The 17,340-nt window shown below is 52.1% G+C and carries 19 protein-coding genes; 17 read left to right on the top strand and 2 right to left on the bottom strand.

Features of this window, described 5'->3' with window-relative positions; translation table 11 throughout:
• The first annotated feature begins 81 nt into the window (after positions 1 to 81).
• From IAE41_RS01885 to IAE41_RS01850, 8 genes are all read left to right on the top strand, one after another.
• Positions 82 to 876, top strand: a complete 795-nt coding sequence (locus tag IAE41_RS01885; RefSeq protein WP_200731844.1) for a hypothetical protein — start codon at positions 82 to 84, stop codon at positions 874 to 876.
• 82 nt (positions 877 to 958) lie between these two features.
• The gene (gene umuD, locus IAE41_RS01880) at positions 959 to 1,399 is read left to right on the top strand and encodes a translesion error-prone DNA polymerase V autoproteolytic subunit (protein WP_200731843.1); all 441 of its coding nucleotides are present in this window, start codon (positions 959 to 961) and stop codon (positions 1,397 to 1,399) included.
• A gap of 22 nt (positions 1,400 to 1,421) precedes the next feature.
• The gene (locus IAE41_RS01875) at positions 1,422 to 1,784 is read left to right on the top strand and encodes a hypothetical protein (RefSeq protein ID WP_200731842.1); all 363 of its coding nucleotides are present in this window, start codon (positions 1,422 to 1,424) and stop codon (positions 1,782 to 1,784) included.
• A gap of 32 nt (positions 1,785 to 1,816) precedes the next feature.
• The gene (locus IAE41_RS01870; RefSeq protein WP_200731841.1) at positions 1,817 to 2,659 is read left to right on the top strand and encodes a hypothetical protein; all 843 of its coding nucleotides are present in this window, start codon (positions 1,817 to 1,819) and stop codon (positions 2,657 to 2,659) included.
• Positions 2,659 to 3,921, top strand: a complete 1,263-nt coding sequence (locus IAE41_RS01865) for a Y-family DNA polymerase (protein ID WP_200731840.1) — start codon at positions 2,659 to 2,661, stop codon at positions 3,919 to 3,921. The genes IAE41_RS01870 and IAE41_RS01865 overlap by 1 nt, the downstream gene beginning before the upstream one ends.
• 70 nt (positions 3,922 to 3,991) lie before the next feature.
• Positions 3,992 to 4,798, top strand: a complete 807-nt coding sequence (locus tag IAE41_RS01860) for a hypothetical protein (RefSeq protein ID WP_200731839.1) — start codon at positions 3,992 to 3,994, stop codon at positions 4,796 to 4,798.
• Between the two features lie 102 nt (positions 4,799 to 4,900).
• Positions 4,901 to 5,995, top strand: a complete 1,095-nt coding sequence (locus IAE41_RS01855) for a hypothetical protein (protein ID WP_200731838.1) — start codon at positions 4,901 to 4,903, stop codon at positions 5,993 to 5,995.
• 22 nt (positions 5,996 to 6,017) lie between these two features.
• Entirely contained in the window at positions 6,018 to 6,551 is a 534-nt protein-coding gene (locus tag IAE41_RS01850; protein ID WP_200731837.1) for a hypothetical protein, read from the top strand.
• A gap of 62 nt (positions 6,552 to 6,613) precedes the next feature.
• On the opposite strand, the gene IAE41_RS01845 is transcribed toward IAE41_RS01850, so the two are convergent.
• Together IAE41_RS01845 and IAE41_RS01840 are read right to left on the bottom strand one after the other, a co-directional pair.
• On the bottom strand, positions 6,614 to 6,922 hold the full coding sequence (locus tag IAE41_RS01845; protein ID WP_200731836.1) for a hypothetical protein: 309 nt from the start codon (positions 6,920 to 6,922) through the stop codon (positions 6,614 to 6,616).
• A gap of 170 nt (positions 6,923 to 7,092) precedes the next feature.
• Entirely contained in the window at positions 7,093 to 7,497 is a 405-nt protein-coding gene (locus IAE41_RS01840) for a hypothetical protein (RefSeq protein WP_200731835.1), read from the bottom strand.
• Positions 7,498 to 7,666: 169 nt separating this feature from the next.
• On the opposite strand from IAE41_RS01840, the gene IAE41_RS01835 reads away from it, so the two are divergent.
• From IAE41_RS01835 to IAE41_RS01795, 9 genes are all read left to right on the top strand, one after another.
• Positions 7,667 to 8,473 (top strand): hypothetical protein, encoded by an 807-nt coding sequence (locus IAE41_RS01835; protein ID WP_234458230.1) that lies wholly within the window; start codon positions 7,667 to 7,669, stop codon positions 8,471 to 8,473.
• Positions 8,470 to 9,273 carry a hypothetical protein gene (locus IAE41_RS01830; protein WP_200731834.1) on the top strand — a complete coding sequence of 268 codons (804 nt, stop codon included), beginning with the start codon at positions 8,470 to 8,472 and terminating at the stop codon, positions 9,271 to 9,273. Before IAE41_RS01835 ends, IAE41_RS01830 begins: the two co-directional genes overlap by 4 nt.
• Before the next feature lie 516 nt (positions 9,274 to 9,789).
• Complete coding sequence (locus IAE41_RS01825; protein WP_200731833.1) at positions 9,790 to 10,308, top strand: hypothetical protein; 519 nt, start codon at positions 9,790 to 9,792, stop codon at positions 10,306 to 10,308.
• Between the two features lie 161 nt (positions 10,309 to 10,469).
• A complete protein-coding gene (locus IAE41_RS01820; protein WP_200731832.1) occupies positions 10,470 to 10,919 on the top strand; it encodes a hypothetical protein in 450 nt (149 codons plus the stop codon).
• 196 nt (positions 10,920 to 11,115) lie between these two features.
• On the top strand, positions 11,116 to 12,489 hold the full coding sequence (locus tag IAE41_RS01815) for an ankyrin repeat domain-containing protein (RefSeq protein ID WP_200731831.1): 1,374 nt from the start codon (positions 11,116 to 11,118) through the stop codon (positions 12,487 to 12,489).
• Between the two features lie 167 nt (positions 12,490 to 12,656).
• The gene (locus tag IAE41_RS01810; RefSeq protein WP_200731830.1) at positions 12,657 to 13,109 is read left to right on the top strand and encodes a hypothetical protein; all 453 of its coding nucleotides are present in this window, start codon (positions 12,657 to 12,659) and stop codon (positions 13,107 to 13,109) included.
• Between the two features lie 118 nt (positions 13,110 to 13,227).
• Positions 13,228 to 14,916, top strand: a complete 1,689-nt coding sequence (locus IAE41_RS01805; protein WP_200731829.1) for a hypothetical protein — start codon at positions 13,228 to 13,230, stop codon at positions 14,914 to 14,916.
• A gap of 74 nt (positions 14,917 to 14,990) precedes the next feature.
• Positions 14,991 to 15,641 carry an ankyrin repeat domain-containing protein gene (locus IAE41_RS01800; protein ID WP_200731828.1) on the top strand — a complete coding sequence of 217 codons (651 nt, stop codon included), beginning with the start codon at positions 14,991 to 14,993 and terminating at the stop codon, positions 15,639 to 15,641.
• Positions 15,642 to 15,804: 163 nt separating this feature from the next.
• A complete protein-coding gene (locus IAE41_RS01795; RefSeq protein WP_200731827.1) occupies positions 15,805 to 17,274 on the top strand; it encodes a hypothetical protein in 1,470 nt (489 codons plus the stop codon).
• The last annotated feature ends 66 nt before the right edge of the window (positions 17,275 to 17,340 follow it).

The raw sequence follows: 17,340 nt of genomic DNA, 5'->3' as shown, positions 1-17,340 counted from the left end.
GTTGACCAGGTGTACGGAAGCCGCATACGTGTACGATGGATGCGTCGGATCACGCTTTGAATAATTCAAAAGGAGATGGCAGTGCCGCACACACCCGATATGGATACGCACGTGTCGCTATTCTTGTTGCGGTCGCGCGCGCGAACCGCCGAAATCCAGCGTCGTTCCATGATGAATCAAACGCTGGACTTGGAACAGGATCTTCTCCACCAACAAGGTGCGCAGATGTGGCGGCGTTGTTTGCTGCGTGAGGGTCCACGCCATGCCGAGGAGATCATCCAGCTTTGGTGTGTATTGCAGGCCAAGCAGAGTGCATTTGACGAGCTTTCCGGCGATCAGACTGTGGTGGAACAAAAAGTTCAGGAGATGCGCGCGAACGAGAAGCTGATGACTCAGATTGACGAATGGGTCTCGGGTGCTGCATTTCACGACATGCTGCGCACAACGCAATTTGATTCTGCCGGTGGTCGTTATCCGCCGCTTTTGCTGCAAGTCACTGATCAACTCAATCAAGGCAAAAAGCGTGTCACGAGCATCTTGAACAACGAGTTGTCGTTTGAAGATGCCAGCGACTACATGAGTACGAATTACCAGCTGGAAGCCCAAGCCACGCGCAACCGCGAAACACTGGTGGCCTACGCCAAGGCGTTGTGGTTCGATCAAGCGGTGTACAGCCGCGCCATCAAAGCCGTAGCGAATGGGGATGCGGATCTGCTGTTGAAGTTCGACCAGGGCGTCTACGCCGCATACGAGCGGGCGGTGTCACAGCCGTCACTGGGCAACATCATGGTCAAGTCCTTTGCCGCACTGTGCGCACAGACCCCCTACAGCGTGGATCTGTTCAATGCGGGGGAGGCGGGTGTCCAGTCCGACTGAGGTGAAGGCGTTCAGCCGAGCGAGTTAGTATTCCTACTAACAGGGGGTGTAGGATAGCCCCCCGTCTCTACCGGCTACGCCCATGGCCCTCGCCAACGCCATCCAAGCCCATCCTCAGCCCTCTGAGGCTCGGTCTCCACTGCTGCCGGTTAACGTCACCTGTGGCTTCCCAAGCCCCGCAGAGGACTTCTACGGTGCCGGCGACGGCTTGGACCTCAACCAGCACTGCATCTCCAACCCCGTGGCCACCTTCTTCGCGCAAGCGGACACCGGCACCTCAATGGTGGGCTTTGGGATCCAGCCTGGGGACACCCTGATTGTCGATCGCTCCCGCACGCCCAGGAGCGGGGACATCGTGATGGTGAACTGGGAAGGCGGGTTCACGGTGAAAAAGTTGGTTCAGCGGCGGGGCCAATTTGAATTGCATTCGTCCGCAGACGACATCCCACCCATCATTGTCCCGCCCGAAATCGAATTGGATGTGTGGGGCGTGGTCACGTGGTCGTTCACTCGACACGCTTGACAATGTTGGCTTCTGTGTTTGCTTGAATGTATTCAATGCAAATAGGAGGTTCAACGTGGGCTTAGATTTACAAAAAATATCAGCAGCAAATTGCAAGGATGACTTAAAGGTTGCTCCGATACCTGCTTTGGTGCGGGAGTACATCCGCAGCACCACGGCTGCTGAGGAGGACGTGCATGTTGTGGTTGTGCGCGACGAGAAAAGTGTGTTCGTGCAATGCCCAATCTCTAAGCAAATGCGATTGGTGCGGGACGTACTGGTAAACACAACCGAACAGATCGAACAGTTGATCGCCGAACGGACCGCCGCCAACATCGCCCAGGCCCTTATGAACGAAGGTCTTGTGCCAAGCGAAGACGCCCCTAAGCCCAAAAGAAGGATGTGACTGAGCTTGACAATGTTTGGGTCCGTGTTTGATTGAATGTATTCAATGCAAATAGGGGGTTCGATATGGGGGTGTTTGGATGGATCAAATCACAGGTTTTTGGTAATGGTGTTTCTAAGCCAGCCGCACAGGTGGCGCTAACGGAAAACGCCGTTTACAACATTGCCCGAAGTGGGACGCTGGGTCATGTTGAGTCGATGCTGTCACAGCATCCTCAATGGGCCAACGAGGTATTGGACTGCGCAATTTTGCATGACCGTTGGTCTTTGATTTATATCGCCTCAAAACATGGTGCTGTGATCGACAGTCCATCTTTGCTCTGTCGCGCGATGCAGCATGGTGATATTGAAACCGCAATTGCTTTGGCGGAATGCGGTTCGCCGATCCCGGACAAACTTGAGGGCCTGATAGCAGATGTGTGCGGTAGAACATCACGTTCAGACCTTCAATGCAGACTGTTGAAGGCCATATTTGACCGTCATGACGTGAACAGCATTGACTACGAACGACTTGTCGCTGAGTTCCAAAGCAATTGCGGACTGCGTGATGTGAGCGCCATGTTGCATGAGTTTGGATACGACTTCACCAAAACAGGCTCTATCTCAGTGGTGTATTTTCTGCATCGTTGCATCTTGAGCTTATACGAAGGCGAACTGTGCGATCTGATGACGTGGGGACAGGAAATTGATTTTGAGCATCCGCACTTTGACAATCCGCTGGAAAGCCACCAAGTAATCAAATGGAAAATTCTCCAAGAAAAATCTAGGGCAGAGCGGATGATTATCGAGCGCACCGCAGCCAACATCGCCCAGGCCCTTATGAACGAAAGTCTTGTGCCAAGCGAAGACGCACCCCAGCGCAAAAGAAGGATGTGATGTCTGTTGCTCAACCATTGATTGGCTTGGTGGATGGGAACAACTTTTACTGTTCCGTCGAACGCGTGTTCGATCCAAAGTTGCGCGGCGTTCCTGTCGTTGTGATGTCCAACAACGATGGGTGCGCCATTGCCCGCAGTGAGGAAGCTAAAGCGCTGGGCGTGACCATGGGGCAACCCATCCATCAAATCCCCGCGCACATCCGCAAGCAAATCGCGTTTCGCTCACCCAATTTTGCACTGTACGGCGACATCTCCGGACGCATCGCCACGATCCTGACCGACCTGTTTCCACAGGTTGAGGTGTACTCGATCGATGAGAGCTTCGTGTCCTTTGACGGGATCCGCGCCCAGGAGCGGCGCAGGGTTGCCATTGAAGCGCGTGCCAGGATCCTGCAATGGGTGGGGGTGCCCTGTTGTGTGGGGATTGGACCCACGAAGACGCTGGCAAAAATGGCGAACAAGATAGCCAAGCGCACGCCGCAGGGTGTCTGGAACGTTCGGCGCAGAGACCTGGGCGACTTCCCCATCGGTGATGTGTGGGGCGTTGGGAGGAAGTTTGCCGCGCGCCTGACGGCCGAGGGGATCCACACGGCTGCGGATCTTGTTGCCGCCGATCCACGGACCATCCAAGACCGTTACGGGGTGGTGCTGGTCCGCACTCAAACCGAACTCAACGGCGAGCGGTGCGCCGAGCTGCAGGACACGGAGCCCGAGCGCCAACAGATCGTTGTATCGCGTTCGTTTGGCACGGAGATCCACACGCACGACGACCTGGCCCAAGCGGTGGCAACCTTCGCCCAACGAGCAGCAGAGAAGTTGCGCGCCCGCCAACTCAGTGCCCATGGCGTGTGGGTGTTCTTCCACACCAACCCGTTTGGGAACGCACCGAAGTACCACCCCTCGCGCACGGTGCGTTTGGTTGCGCCGGCATCCGACACGCGCGTAATTTTGGAAGCGGTGCAGGCCGCCACCGCAGCGATGTACCGTCCCAATGTCGCGTGGAAGAAGGCCGGGGTGGGGCTGGTGGATCTGAGCGCCCAACACATCCAGCAAGCGGACCTGTTTGCCCCAGTGCGCAACCCAAAGTCCGAGGCCTTGATGAAGGTGCTGGACGCGGCCAATCTCAAATTTGGGCGGGGCAGCATGTCATTCGCATCGTCAAGCGCTGCGCCGGACACCAGCCCAGCTTGGGCCATGCGTCAAGAGCATCTATCAGCGGCCTACACCACCCGCTGGGATGAGATACTGGTGGTCAGGTAGGGCCGCACCCTGCGTGGCTTGGGATGGCCGGCTCACAGATGCAATGGCGGGTTTCAATAAGGGGGCTGTAATGAAATGGATGTTCGCTATGGCATCAATTGCCGTATGTGCCAATCTGTGGGCGAGCACGCCCCAATTGTCCGCGCCATGTGTGCTGACGTTGGGGGAGAGGGTAGCAATACATCTAACTCGTGATGTCGCATCAGTGCTCACGCTGGCACCCGTCAAAGACGAATTTCAAACGTCGGCCCAGCATGCTGCGAGCGGCGTAGCATTTCTTAAGACTCTCCCCGAGCCGCTCCAGGCTGGTCAGTTGTGTGTGTCTCCGATTGCGAACCCGAAGCTCTTCGACTATGACGCCGATGCACAAATTCTGTGGGCCAATGTCGAGGACGCCTCCGGAACGCGGATATTTTGGTCCAACGTTGGACGGGTCACTGTGCGGGATGTGGTATCAGATGAGTGGGATCAGGTTGTGACCGATCGTGTCATGACGAACGCATTGGGTGTCAGCGTTGACGGTATCAACTCCATAAGCAAGTCCGCTTCGGTCGGCTTTACATCAGACCAAATGAGTGATTTCCACAAGACCCTGGCGTACCACCGTTTTAAAGGTTCATTTCCATCCCGCGCTCTGTCGATTTCCATGTCGCCCGATGTGGCCCGTGATGTGAAGTCGCACGCGGCAATCGTGTTTCAGTATCGGCTGAGGGATCCTTATGTTGCGCGTGGCTCGGATGTCCGTGCAGCAACAATTGATTCACCCGTGAGTTATGCGGTTGAAAAGGTTGTGGTCATGGCCGAACTTGTGGCTGTTGGCGTGATAGATCTTCGGGATGGTTCGGTGTTGGCGGTAAAAGAAATGACGGTGAACTGAGATAACTGGCTGTCCGCAATTATGAAGTCAATTATTTCCCGACTCATTGAGGTGAGATCCAGTGGGGGTGCGGGGCTGAATCACTAGACTAAAAGGAATACGATGAAACGGATCTTCGCGCTTGTCAGCATTTCAATTTTGGGAGCATGCGATCAGTCGGCCCCGCCGTCTACGTCTCCCGTTCCACCGCCTGCCGTCACAGAGTCTGCCCCTGTGGTAGAAGAGGAACCAGCAGAAGAGCCTGCGCCCGAGGCGTCAGCTTCTGTTGACGTGTCCGACCTCTCCGAAGTGGTCCAAGATCTGTACCGGCAGATGAAAGAGAAGAAGGTGCTGCAAGATAAGTTGTGGGCGGCCGCAGTCGCAATCAACGACTACAACCATGTGGGAACGTACTACAACGAGTACCATATGCCCGAGCATTCATGTTATGTGCTTGGGCGGTTGCTCAAGCAGGATAAATATATTGCTGGAACCGTGATGACGTACGATCCAGATTACGTCACTGCCACGACTGAGAACGCCCAGGAGCTGCGCGTTATGGCTGTCTCGTTGAGCAACTTTAGCAGTGTGGCAAACGCCATCATCGGAGAGTCTCACGATGAGCGAGTGATCGAATGGAACTTGGACTGCGTAGGTAAATTTGGCATACCGAGAGAGGCATCAATCGCGCAAGTAGGACAGTCGTCGTTCTATGTGATTAAAGCCGAGGGCCGAGTTCTGCAAGTCTTGGGCGATATCGAAAAAGGCTTCGCACAAAAAGTAGTTGACGCGGTTGAGGCCAACCCAGATGTTGAGCAAGTTGCTTTGGGGAGCGGAGGTGGGTATGTGCTCGAAGCAATTGCGGCCGGGCGGTACATCCGCAGCAAGGGATTGGATACATCGTTGTGGAACAACTGCTATTCCGCATGCCCATTGGTCTTTATGGGCGGCGTGGGTCGAGTCAACTGGTCACCCTACGGAGACTTGGGCTTTCATCAAGTCGCCGATGAAAACGGAACGGCCGTGCCTGCGGGACATCCGATATACCAGGCAATATTCGACTACACGTCAGAGATGGGCGTTGATCCAGCATATGTTCTCAAGCGGATGTGGAGTTCGCCGCCGTCTGGTATGACGATGGTTGAAGGGCAGGAGGATGAGTTGTGTGATGCGCGAATTATCACCTGGGTCCAGCGTGGCTGTTCTAAGCCTAATTGATAGAGATTAAGGGGAATTGTTCTTGAGTGCCTTTCATCGCAACTGTGTGGTTGTTTTCATCGTGATGTTTGCGCTCATGCAGACAGCCGTGGCGTCCGACGCTCCACCCGAGGACTCTGAGAACTGGCCGGTGAGTTCGGCGTGGGTAAAGGAGTTGCCTGCGCTTGATCAGCAAATTGTCCTGGTGTCGCTGGGTCTGGGCATGTCAACACACGTCGATACGAAGTTGATCCCCGCCGTGAAAAGTAAGAGCGACATGCAATGGGTGTTGAAGGTTGCTGGCACGTCCAACGTCATGCTGGCAGGGCTGGCAACGCGCAGTGAGGCATTGCGTGCAATATTTGAAGAGCGATCCAAGGTGTATCTTGAAGTCATCAATGGCCGCATTGGGGCGGATGAGTTTGAGCGAAAAATGGCGCTGATCAATGTCAAGATAGAGAAGACAACTGCCAACATCACGCCGCAGCAAATTGCCCAGGTGCGAAGCCAGTACCGCAGCCGATTGCGGGGCACCGAAACGGCGTTGATTGCATTTGCTAAACTGAGTGCAAAGTAATTAAGAAGACATAAAAAAGCCCGCTATAAGCGGGCGTGGGTGACACATTCTTTTGCACCTCATTATTTAAAGGTAACGTTGAAGGTGTCCAGGTCAACCGGGGGCAGTTCCTCAGCCAGTTCGGCTTTCTTCTCCGCCCGAACTTCCTTGGTGATGCGACTCGTGTTCTTGTAGTTCCGCTTGGTGTAAGCGGACTTGCTCTTGTTGGCTGCGTGATACTTGACGAGCTTTCTGACAAAGGTCCCATCAAGCTCTTCATCGTCAAGCAGCAGCGCAATTGCGTCAGGGCTGGCGCCCTCATTGACGTTCTCGACGATGCGATTTGTGGAATGCATCATGCGTACGTCGATATCGTGGAACTTTCTGGCCATATCAGTAGTCTCTTGCCGGAGCGGCGGGGAAAGATATAGGCAAAAAAATTTGCGGATGACAAGCCTCGGCGTGCCGTTAGATGAACGGCCCGGAGACTTGTGCCACGCGCGCATGGCGAACAACTACTAAGTTTGGTGGTGAGTGCGCGCTGTGAACCCAAGCGGCGGGGTTAAGGGCGTTGCTGAACCAATGTGCAATTTTTCAGCATCGGCGTACCGGAGACGTGCCCGTTGCCCAGGCAATCGAGGGTCACCAACTGCCCACTGCGCAAACCGGAAAGCTGATCCTTTCGTGCCGGGTCCAGCACAGCCACGGGCCTGTTCGTGAGGTCCGTGCCTTCAAGGGCCACAAACGGGGAGCGGCGGTACAAAGCGGGTTCCTCGGCAACCACCCCAGTGACCCGAAGCCCTACGCCCTTGTAGCGCTTGTCGGCAGCGTCAGCGTCGCGTCCGTAGGCCACGACCAGAGCCTTCGCCTCAACGGTGACAGGCGGCGGGTTGGTTCCAGCAACGGCCAGCATAAAAACGGTCGATATCAGGCTCATGTCGGTGTGTAATGGAGGCTCAGAAGCCATGCTACACGCAGCCTGTCGTTCCTTTGACACCCTAATGGATACTTCCCTGGCCGGCTGGGGTGTATCCGGCAAAGGGGGCGGGGACACGACCGGGCGATTGGTGCAAGATCTGGCCAGGGTCGGTTTATCATCCACGTTTCACGGTCAAGCAGTACATACAGGGGACAACATGAAAAGGATCTTCGCGATCGCCGCGCTTGTGGGGTGTGGCAGTCTGTCGGCAGCGCCGTTGCCGCTCACCACTCCGTGCACACTGGAAGAGGGCGCAACCCTCCCAACCAACTTTGCAGGTCACGACATGGTGGCGGTCTACAACGCCTTGAAGTCGATACCGGCCAAAGACGAGTTTGAGACTGCTGCGGACCACGCCACACGTGTCAAAAGCGCTGTCGCTGCACTCCCAGCGGCAATTGCCACGGGACATCTGTGCGCGGGAAGCATGGTGATCAACCCATTGGTTGACAGGTGGAAGTACAACGCTGAAAAACGCCAGTACGAAGGAACGGCTCTGTACACCAAGATGCATCGTGTCAGTGGCTACTACGCACCGATCTACGGCAAAGAGACAAGGCGACGCGAAAGCTCGTATATGGGAACCAACGCCTATGGTGTGACCGCGCGCGTCCCAAAGGTTGAGCGAACAACCTACCAAGTTGCACTGCCACGCAACGCGCTCACCGATGCCGCGTCTGACGTTCCTGGCTTGACAGTGGACAAAGAGTCGATTGTGGTCATTCTTCCTATGGATCCTGCCGATGCGCGCGCGCATAAAGGCCGCCTTACGGAGATCTACCAGTATGAAGTTGTTCCGCCCCTCATTTCGCAGGACACCGAGCTGGAATACCCGACCTTTGATCTTCCGACGCATTACGAGAACGAGCAGCACTTCATTGAAGGGCGCTTGATCAAAATTGCCGTGGTTGATGTCAAGACCGGCACCATCCTCAAGGTGTACGAAATGGGGAACGATCAGTGACATTCAAGCTCGTGGACGTGGAAGAATTGGTTGCACAGGCCAAGATGTCCGGCGTGAGCAAGATCAGCGTGGATGTCCCATTGCTTGCGTCCTACTCCCAAGACGCGTGCGTGACGCAAACGCAGTGGATGGCCGGCCCGCAGTTCAACAAGGACTACGCATGGCTGCATGTGGACGCGGAGGGCGTGCCGTTCTACGCCGGCTACGGGCGTGGGGCGTTCGCCTGGCAGAAGAACGGTGGCGTTGCCTGGGAATGGTTTGTGCGTGAGCGGCTGGGCGGTGAGTACCGCGTGGTGGTGTTGGCCGTCGGCATGTCGGAGGCCAACGCCCAAAGCATTTTTGAACAGATGTTGGAGACCTACAACAAACGGCTGCTCAACCAAACAAGCTTCCACCGGGGTATGGACTACGCGGCTCTCAAGGAAGAGAACGACAAAAAAGACGCCATCCGTCCGTATTACCCAATCGTGCGCAGCAAGAAGCCAGCTTCAGAGATCTTCCAGGCTGCGCTCACGGCCCAGAAGATGCAGTACGCCCTCAACCCCTACCGGACCGAGACCGGACGTTTTGGTGAGGTGCTGCGGGATATGGACGCGTACCAGCCCATCAACACGTCCTTCATTACGTTCATTGTCGAGTGGCACTTAGGGCAGGACGACTTGGAAGCTGCACGGGAAGCGTTGGCGGAGTTCAAACGCCGCGCCCCCCGGCACAACGGTCACGACAGGATTACACGGCTCGATAAGCTCGTGGAGCGAGGCCGCTTCTTCCGCCGCCCAGGTTGGCTTGACCAGACGTGAACATATTGGATCGTAGCTTCGACTAGAAAAACATTACGCAATGTCCAATTGTCACTTGCGCTTGATGATTTGACGCACCTTCTCAAGTATTCGTTCAATTATTATAAGTTTGCTGTCGGATGTGAAGGCTAAAAGTGTTGCAAGTCCGAAGATTGTGCTGTAAAAATCCATAATGTTTTATCCTTGTAATTTATGGGTGCATGCAATTTCCTGATAAGGTTGTTGAGTGCGGGGCATATTTTACCAGCCGACTTATAATTAACAATTGCCTTGGGGCTTCACGGAATTCAGTGCAGCAATCCGCCGTTGCCATGGGGTAGGTTGAACCACTGCCGATGCAGCTTGACTCCGTGGGGCAATGGGTGCTTGATGGCGGTACGGCCTGCTTGTTGCGCCCCACTGGCCCGCCAGGAGGTGTTTGAGGGTCCATAAGGATGTTCTCATGGACTGCATTGAGCTTGACAATCATCGGATCCATGTTTTGTTGGATTTCTGTATCCATGCCAGGGAGGTCTTATGAATCTGATTGACATTGCAGGGCAGGTCAGCCGCGACACTGATCTGAACACGACCAATTTGCTGAAAAAAAATATTCAATTTGCCGAAGGGCAAGCTGAGTCAAGGCAGATCGAGCAGGATCAGCTAGAAGAAAAGCGTGAGCGCCATCGGATGCGCAGCGAGTTGGAGGCGATCCAATACGGGCAGGAAAAGGCGCGGGAGGTTGAAGAGCTTAAAAGCAAGCTAAGCCGCGCAGAATACAAAAATGAAGTATTGCGGGATTTGGCGGCGGATGTCATTTTGGACCGTTCCAGTATTCGCAACACAGTGTCATTCTTAAAGAGCAAATGGGCAGCCCCGTCTCAAGCTGAAGAGTTTGAGGCTGACTTCAATACACTTCGACAGAATGAAAAGCAACAAATTGAAGAAGATGAGGGTCGGCAAAATAAAGCTTACCAACTGGTAGATGATGTTGTTAATAGCTGGTCCAAACCTTCGTCCACCCGCCGCCGCCGTCCACCCGGTCTTAAGCCGTAAAGCTGTTGGGTGTTGTGTGTATGAAGCCACCAGCAGGGGGCTTTTTTGATGTTCTTTTGCTTCTTTGGGCTCTGCTTTGATGAAAGTGCTGGCAGCTTGGCAATTGAAATTTGATGGGATATGATCCATCTGCCAATGACGGCCTGCGGACGAATAGACAAATGAACGAGAAGACCTTCACTTGGAAGGAAGCCGATGAGCTTGAAAAGAAGCTGGACAAGGAAATTGCAGCCCTGGCAGAAAAGCAGGCCCCGGATCGTCAGCGCATTGAAGAAGCTCGCCGTGCTTCCGCCCGTGATGTGCTGACTGATGTGTTCAACATGCTTTCCAAGAATTCCAAGTACCTCACCAAGTCGCAGAAAGCGCGGGTGAGTGAATTCTTCAAAGAGACGGAGAGCGACGAATCAGTTTCGGACACGCCGAAGAAGGAACGCAAGCCGCGTACGCCGAAGGAGGATAGGGTCAACAACCGTTTCCTCCACGATGGCAAGAAGACCCCGTTCTACTACGGTGGCAAAGGTCCGAAGCCGGACATCCTTAAGCAGTTTGAAGGCAGCGATGCTGGTGTGAAGTTGCTTAAGGACAATAAGCCTACGTACGGCGATCTGTAAAAAGTCGTTATCCGGCAATACAAATGAGCCCGCGCAAGCGGGCTTTTTTGTGAGCTTGACATCGTGACATGCTGAAAAGAAGGCCGGCGAAAGCCGGTTTTCTTATTGGCGCATCTCGCGGTTGTTGTTGCAATTGGCTTGACAATATTAGAACCCCTGTTTAGCTGAAATATCAGTTCAATAAAAAGGGGGTTTCATGGATTTATATACATTCATAATGAGCTTGGCGTTTGGTTTTTGTCTCGGGCTATTCGGCCGACTGGTGTACGAAGCGTTCAAGGAGAAGCAACTGGCTCTCGATCACGTTGCGGACGCAAAAGGCGACGAAGTGATTGATCAAGTGGAGGTCGCCGAGTCTGAAAATGATTGGTACTCCTGGGCCGTTGGAGAGTACCTAATTGCGCTCAAAGCTGCTCGACAATGCCGTCATGAGAGCGAGGCCAACTCAATTAAATTGAAGTATGCACGCGAAGCGTATCTGGAACGAAACATGGCAATTTTTAAGGGCATGGTGGAGTGCACAGGTGATTTGAATGAATATAGAGGCATGGTCAGCGAGCATCGTGAATATTGGGACGCCAATGCGACTTTGTTGCACGAGTGCATTAAAGATGGATCGTATGAGTACGCGCAAGTTCTGATTGAAAACAAAGCGGATCCAAGCCTTGGTTTGAAATGTATAGTGGGCGGGTTAAGCGAGTTCGAATTGCTTAATATAACTCCGCTTCATTCCGCCATCGAAAGTGGGAGAGTTGACCTGGTGGAGTTGCTGCTTGCGGCCGGGGCAGATTCCGGTGTGGTGGACGGATATGGATTCTCGCCGCTGTGCAAAGCTGTTGAGAAAGAAAGTATTGGTGTTACAAAAGCGTTGCTGGCGGCTGGGGCGGATCCCAACTACGTACACGACACGATTATGTGTCCACTCTTTCATGCCAAGTCGCCAGCGACGGCGCAACTGCTTGTGCACAACGGCGCGAACGTTAACTTGCGAATGAATAATGGCTACCCCATCTTGTCAATGTTGATCGCTAGCGGCAAGTCGACGGTTGCTCAATATTTAATCAAAGAGCACAGGTATGTTTTTGACTTCCGTGATAATGATGGCGATTTGCTGGATCAGCATCCTCTCATGGTTGCCTACTGGTGCGATGATCTGGCAGTTTTTAAAGATATTGTAAGGTTATCCCGCCACAACAACCAATACACCGCTTCTAATGACGGAATTCTCCAGCTTGCTGTTCGCTGGAACAAATGCGCGTACGTTAAGCCGTTGCTTGAGCGAATGTCTCAATCAAATTGTGAGATTGATAGCGGTTTGTTGTATCTTGCTAAGTCACGCCAAATGCAAGAAATGCTCATTCTGTACGGGGCAGACCCATCTGTTAAATGCCCCAGCCACTACGGATGTACTCCTGATGAGTACATGAAAAGGCCCTCGGTTAATCGCCAGTTCGTTTGGACGGATCTTATCGAACGGGCACCACGGATCTTGGCGAGACACCAGCGGTCAGTGTTGGCCGACGCGGTGGGGTTGGAGGAAGCAACCACTCGTGTGAAGCGCCGAATGTAGTGGATGCATGACAAAACAGCGAAGCCGGCGAAAGCCGGCTTTGTTGTGTTAGAGAGGAGTGGAGAATATTGTACCCACTCATCTGCACCATCATCAAGACAAAGTATTGACAATATTGGCATCCGTGCTTGATTTAAATCAAGATGAATCAAAACACGGGAGCATGTATGGATCCAAACGAGCAGTCATTTCCTTCAAGCGCCGACACAGTGTTTGAGGTTACTATTTTCATTGTTGCCGTACTTTCCTGTTTGGTGGCCCAGGTCGCATCAATTTGCTTAGTTGCTGTATCAGCATGGAATGGAACCTCAATCAACTGGATGTTGTTTGTTGCCGTGTTGAGCATGTATGTTGGTGGAGTCGCCAAAACGGCGTTGATGATTTGTGGATTTGATCAGGTGTTGTCTGAAAGAATTGAAGGCTGTGCTAGGTCTATTTGTGTTGTTGCCGCGTTGTCGCTGTCGGCGTGGATCTATTGCTTCCAGGCTTCATCAATAACCAACTTACTTGTTATTGCTTTAATTGGTTTCCCGGCTATCGTATCAATTGCGTTTAACATTTGGGCATGGTGGAAGAGGCCTGTTAAATTTCGGAACATACAAGGTCCGCACAATAGGTAACATATGATTTGAAAGCCGGCGAAAGCCGGCTTTATTGTTATGTAAGGGGGGTAAGGTGGGTTGACAAAATCCGGCCTTCTGTTTGATTGAATGAATATCAATCAAATAGGGGGTATGTATGAATCAAGTTTCATGGCAATCAAGTGGTGGCAGTCTCGTGGTAAAGGTTCCGTACGGGATTAAAGACGATTTCCGTTCCGAGTTTAAGACGGCAAAATGGAGCTCCCGAGAAAAAGGTTGGTTGGTTGGCGACAACAAGCGAAATCTCAATAAGCTTGAGGAGTGGGCCAGCGGCCAAGTCGCTGAAAAAATGAATTTGATCGATGCTGGGAGTGAACCTGCACTAGAAGGACCTGAACTGGAACGAGCTAAAGCACGTATAGCAGAGGTGGCGAAATACCAATTGCCTTATGAAGCCGCTCAGCAGTTCTATGATGAAGCGCGGGCTCAGGTTGAAGCGTTCAATCAAATGGGCGGTACGCTGAGCCTTGAGACCATCCAGCCTCCAAACACGATGGAAGTGGGCATTGTTCAACGCAATGGAAAGGTTGCCATTGCGGCGCCGTTCGATCTGAAAGACGCGCTTAAAGGCACATTCCCAACTGCAAAATGGGACAGCGCCAACAAATCCTGGACGATAGATGATGTGCCAGGCCATATCAGTAAGGCTGAGGCGTGGAAGAGCCTTGTGGATCAATTGCAAATGGGTCTTGCCGCGTCGCTGACGACTCAAGCACAGGAGTTGCGCGAGCGATTGATGGAGGCCACACCCAAGATTCAAAATATTCAAGAACCGGACGTACACACTGTTCTCAAAACAAGTAATACAAGCGCTGTCTTGGATCGTGACGCTGTTAAGAAGTTCTTTGAAATGCACGATATCAACGCGCCAATCAAAGTTCTCAGTTTGACTGATAACAAAGAATTAACGCCGTTGGCTTTTGTTGCAGCCAAAATCATGGGCGAAGAAAGCAATAGGCACGTTCTGGATGTGATGAACGACATGATTGAAATGGGCGCGAATGTTAACTCTAAAGTCAAAGTTCATTCGTACAGCGATGGAGATGGTGATTTAGATAGTCGCAGTCTTGTTGATTTGGTCGATTTGGCAAATAGTCTGGAGCGGGTGGCGTTGCTTGTAAAAAATGGAGCGCCGGCGAAGGAAGATCATATTGAGTGGTTGATGAAATCAAGCGCTGATATACACTTGCTGGTCGAAAAATACGCTGAAATGATCCAGCCTCACCATTTCGCATCAATACATGCCCATCGTGAAGGCTCGCAATTGATGGAGCAACTTGTACTCTCCGGACTTGATGTGAATGCACAGGGGGAAAGGGGCGATACCGCACTCCACCACATTCAGAACATCGAGGATGCAAAGTTTTTGGTGGATGCAGGCGCGTCCACGGATATCGTAAATAAGAAAGGAGAGCGGTTCGCGGATCGTTGTAACGCTGCGTTTGTTGAACGCAACGCGAGCCAGGCTGGGGTTCAGTTGATGAAAGAACTGGGTGTCGATTTAAACGCCGCTGATCAATATTCCGGCAACACTGCACTACACCGGCTAATGCAGAAAGGCTCCAATCCTGAATTGATCCACAACTTGTTGGAGGCGGGTGCAGATCCATTGGTGCGCAACAGTAAAGGCCAGACTCCTGCCAACATGGAAGTACCGTTCGGTATCAATCGTGAGGATCATATTGAATCCAAGTCTCTCTTGGAGAACTACACATTAAAACGAGCAATACTCAGTGAGGACGGGGATGCATTGAATGTGCGACGATCGCAAGTGCGCCGGATGTGAGAGACCAAAAGCCCCCAATTTGGGGGCTTTTGTTTGGTTCTTGACAAACTTGACGGTTGTGTTTGATTGAATGTATGTCAATCAATTGGGGGTGTTCGATGAATAGCGGCGAAGTAAATGCTAATGATGGCTTCGATATTTTTGAATTTGAGCTGGAAATGGCCTTGAAGCTCGACAAGGCGGAGGATATCCATGGCTATATTAAGGACGGACTTGATGTCAACAGGGTGATGAAGAATACGGGTTGCCCTATGCTGATCCAGGCAGTCGCCAATTATTGTTCATCTGTTGTAAGTGAACTCATCGCAGCTGGTGCGAACATAAATATGAGCGATGAATACGGCGACACTGCTTTGCACTTCGCGGCACAGTTGAATGATCTGGATACCGTTCGTTTGTTGATAGACGCAGGGGCAGATATCAATCGGTGCGGGGAAGGAGGATCAACACCCTTGCATCTAACCGATTGCGGTAACTGTCAGAATCTTCTTGTCAGCAATGGTGCGGACCCAACAATAAAAAATGACATGGGTCTGTCTGTGGATGATATGAACGCATTACGCGTAGAACAACGGATATTCAGCGGTCTTGATTACAACCAGGCTGTTGGAACAATGAATATCTATCTGGAAACAGATCAGCGTGCGTCTGAGCAGCGCGACGTTATTCAGCAAGCCATTGAAGAGAGTGGGCCCGGCAGACAAACCATTGCCCGTCGCATGTGATGGTTCGGCGCGTACATTTAAGGCCCGCCTCGGCGGGCTTTTTATTGTGGTCTGAAGTTTAATTGTTTTCGTATTGACAAATCGTGTCTTTCTGCTTGATTGAATGCATCTCAATCAAGTAGGGGGTGTCATGCCCGTAAGACCCATATATAACGACAAGGAAATGGTTGAATTTATCAACTCTTCAACAGCCGATGATCTGAAAGACTATTTCAAGGAAGACAATATCTTTCACAATGTCAATAAAGAGATGAGTGTAAACCTGGACGGCGGACTTAGCTTTCTCGGTAGCCCCCTTGCTTACGCGTTATTTTCAGATAAGACCAGTGCCAGCCATGTTCAAGCGCTCATTGATTGTGGAGCGAAGCTGGACGACCTGGAGCCTCAGCTGCTTGAATATTATGGTCCAGATATGGATGATCACACTCAAGTCTCTTACAATCCATTTGAGGAAGCCTCAGCGGATAAAGTAGAGGTGATCACTCGCGCCGTTGCAGAGCGCGATCAATGGATCAATCGCAAATACAGTGACGCTGAGATCTACGATCTGATCACAAGTGACAATTCATCAAGCATTAGCGACTATTTCGGACGCCATGATCCGAACGAAGAAATTACCTGGGAGTATCCCGAAAAGAACTTGAGGTACGTTGGCTCTATATGCGGGTTGGCGGCGTTTGATGAAAAGGTGAATGTGTATTTGGGATTTGTCCAAATTTTAGACAAGGGCGGTGATCCCAATGTGTTGTGCCGCGTGGAAAATATCGACAACCCAGAAAACATTGACGTATTGACCGTCACAGAGCTGTGCCAATCGGTCGATAAAATCAGCCGTGCATTAGAGTATGGTGGGATTCCCACGCAGCACCTTTTGGGAGACGTTCTTTATGGAATAAAGGACAGGCCTGTCAATGAATTGCGCGATATAGCGCAGGTTTTCAGGAGTGAAGTACAGATTTCACCAGAACAACTAAGGGAAGACTTACACCGACACTCTGAGGCGTCTAATAATCTGAGACTGGTCCTGCCGCTTGAATTGAAACTTGTGACGGATCATCCCGAAATCTTTGAAGCCCACCATATGCATGGAATGGCAAACCCACAGGCTGTCACTGAGATGCTGTTGATGGGCCACGATCCTGGCGTGGTGAACGAAGACGGGCAAAGTCTGATGCTAAGTTCGCTTTTAAACGGAAAGTTTGAGATCTTTGATGTCTTGCAGCGGTTTGGAGTTGAGAGTGGCGCAGAAGGCGAACGCCCCATGGATTTGGTTGTGAAGCATTTTGATTGTGTGCGTGAGGCTCATGTTCCTTGCTCAGGTGACTTTGAAGACTGGCAAAGATGCGAACGCGCGATCGCGCACCTGGTACAAAATTCCGAAGATCCGACCGCAGACTTGGCCTCCTACTTAAAAATTGGAAGGTTCCCTGATGCTCACGAAGTCGCTCAGTTGATTGATCGTGGCGCTGTAATGAGTGACGAAGCACAGCGAAAGTATATGTCCCCCGAAACGTATGCCGTTGGAGATGAGAAAGAAAAGGTCCAACAAGCATTGAACCGTCAACAGCGGGATGTGATCCTGGCAGAAGTTGGTGAGGTGTACACGCCACCAACAATGAGACGAAAGATGTAAGACTAAAGCCCGCTTCGGCGGGTTTTTTTGAGCTTGACAATGTTGAAGCCCCTGTTTAGCTAAAAC

This window comes from Stenotrophomonas sp. S39 (genome assembly GCF_016624665.1).
Classification (GTDB): Bacteria; Pseudomonadota; Gammaproteobacteria; order Xanthomonadales; family Xanthomonadaceae; genus Stenotrophomonas.
Note: the sequence above shows the minus strand (reverse complement) of the source record. Positions and strands in the feature narration are given on the sequence as shown.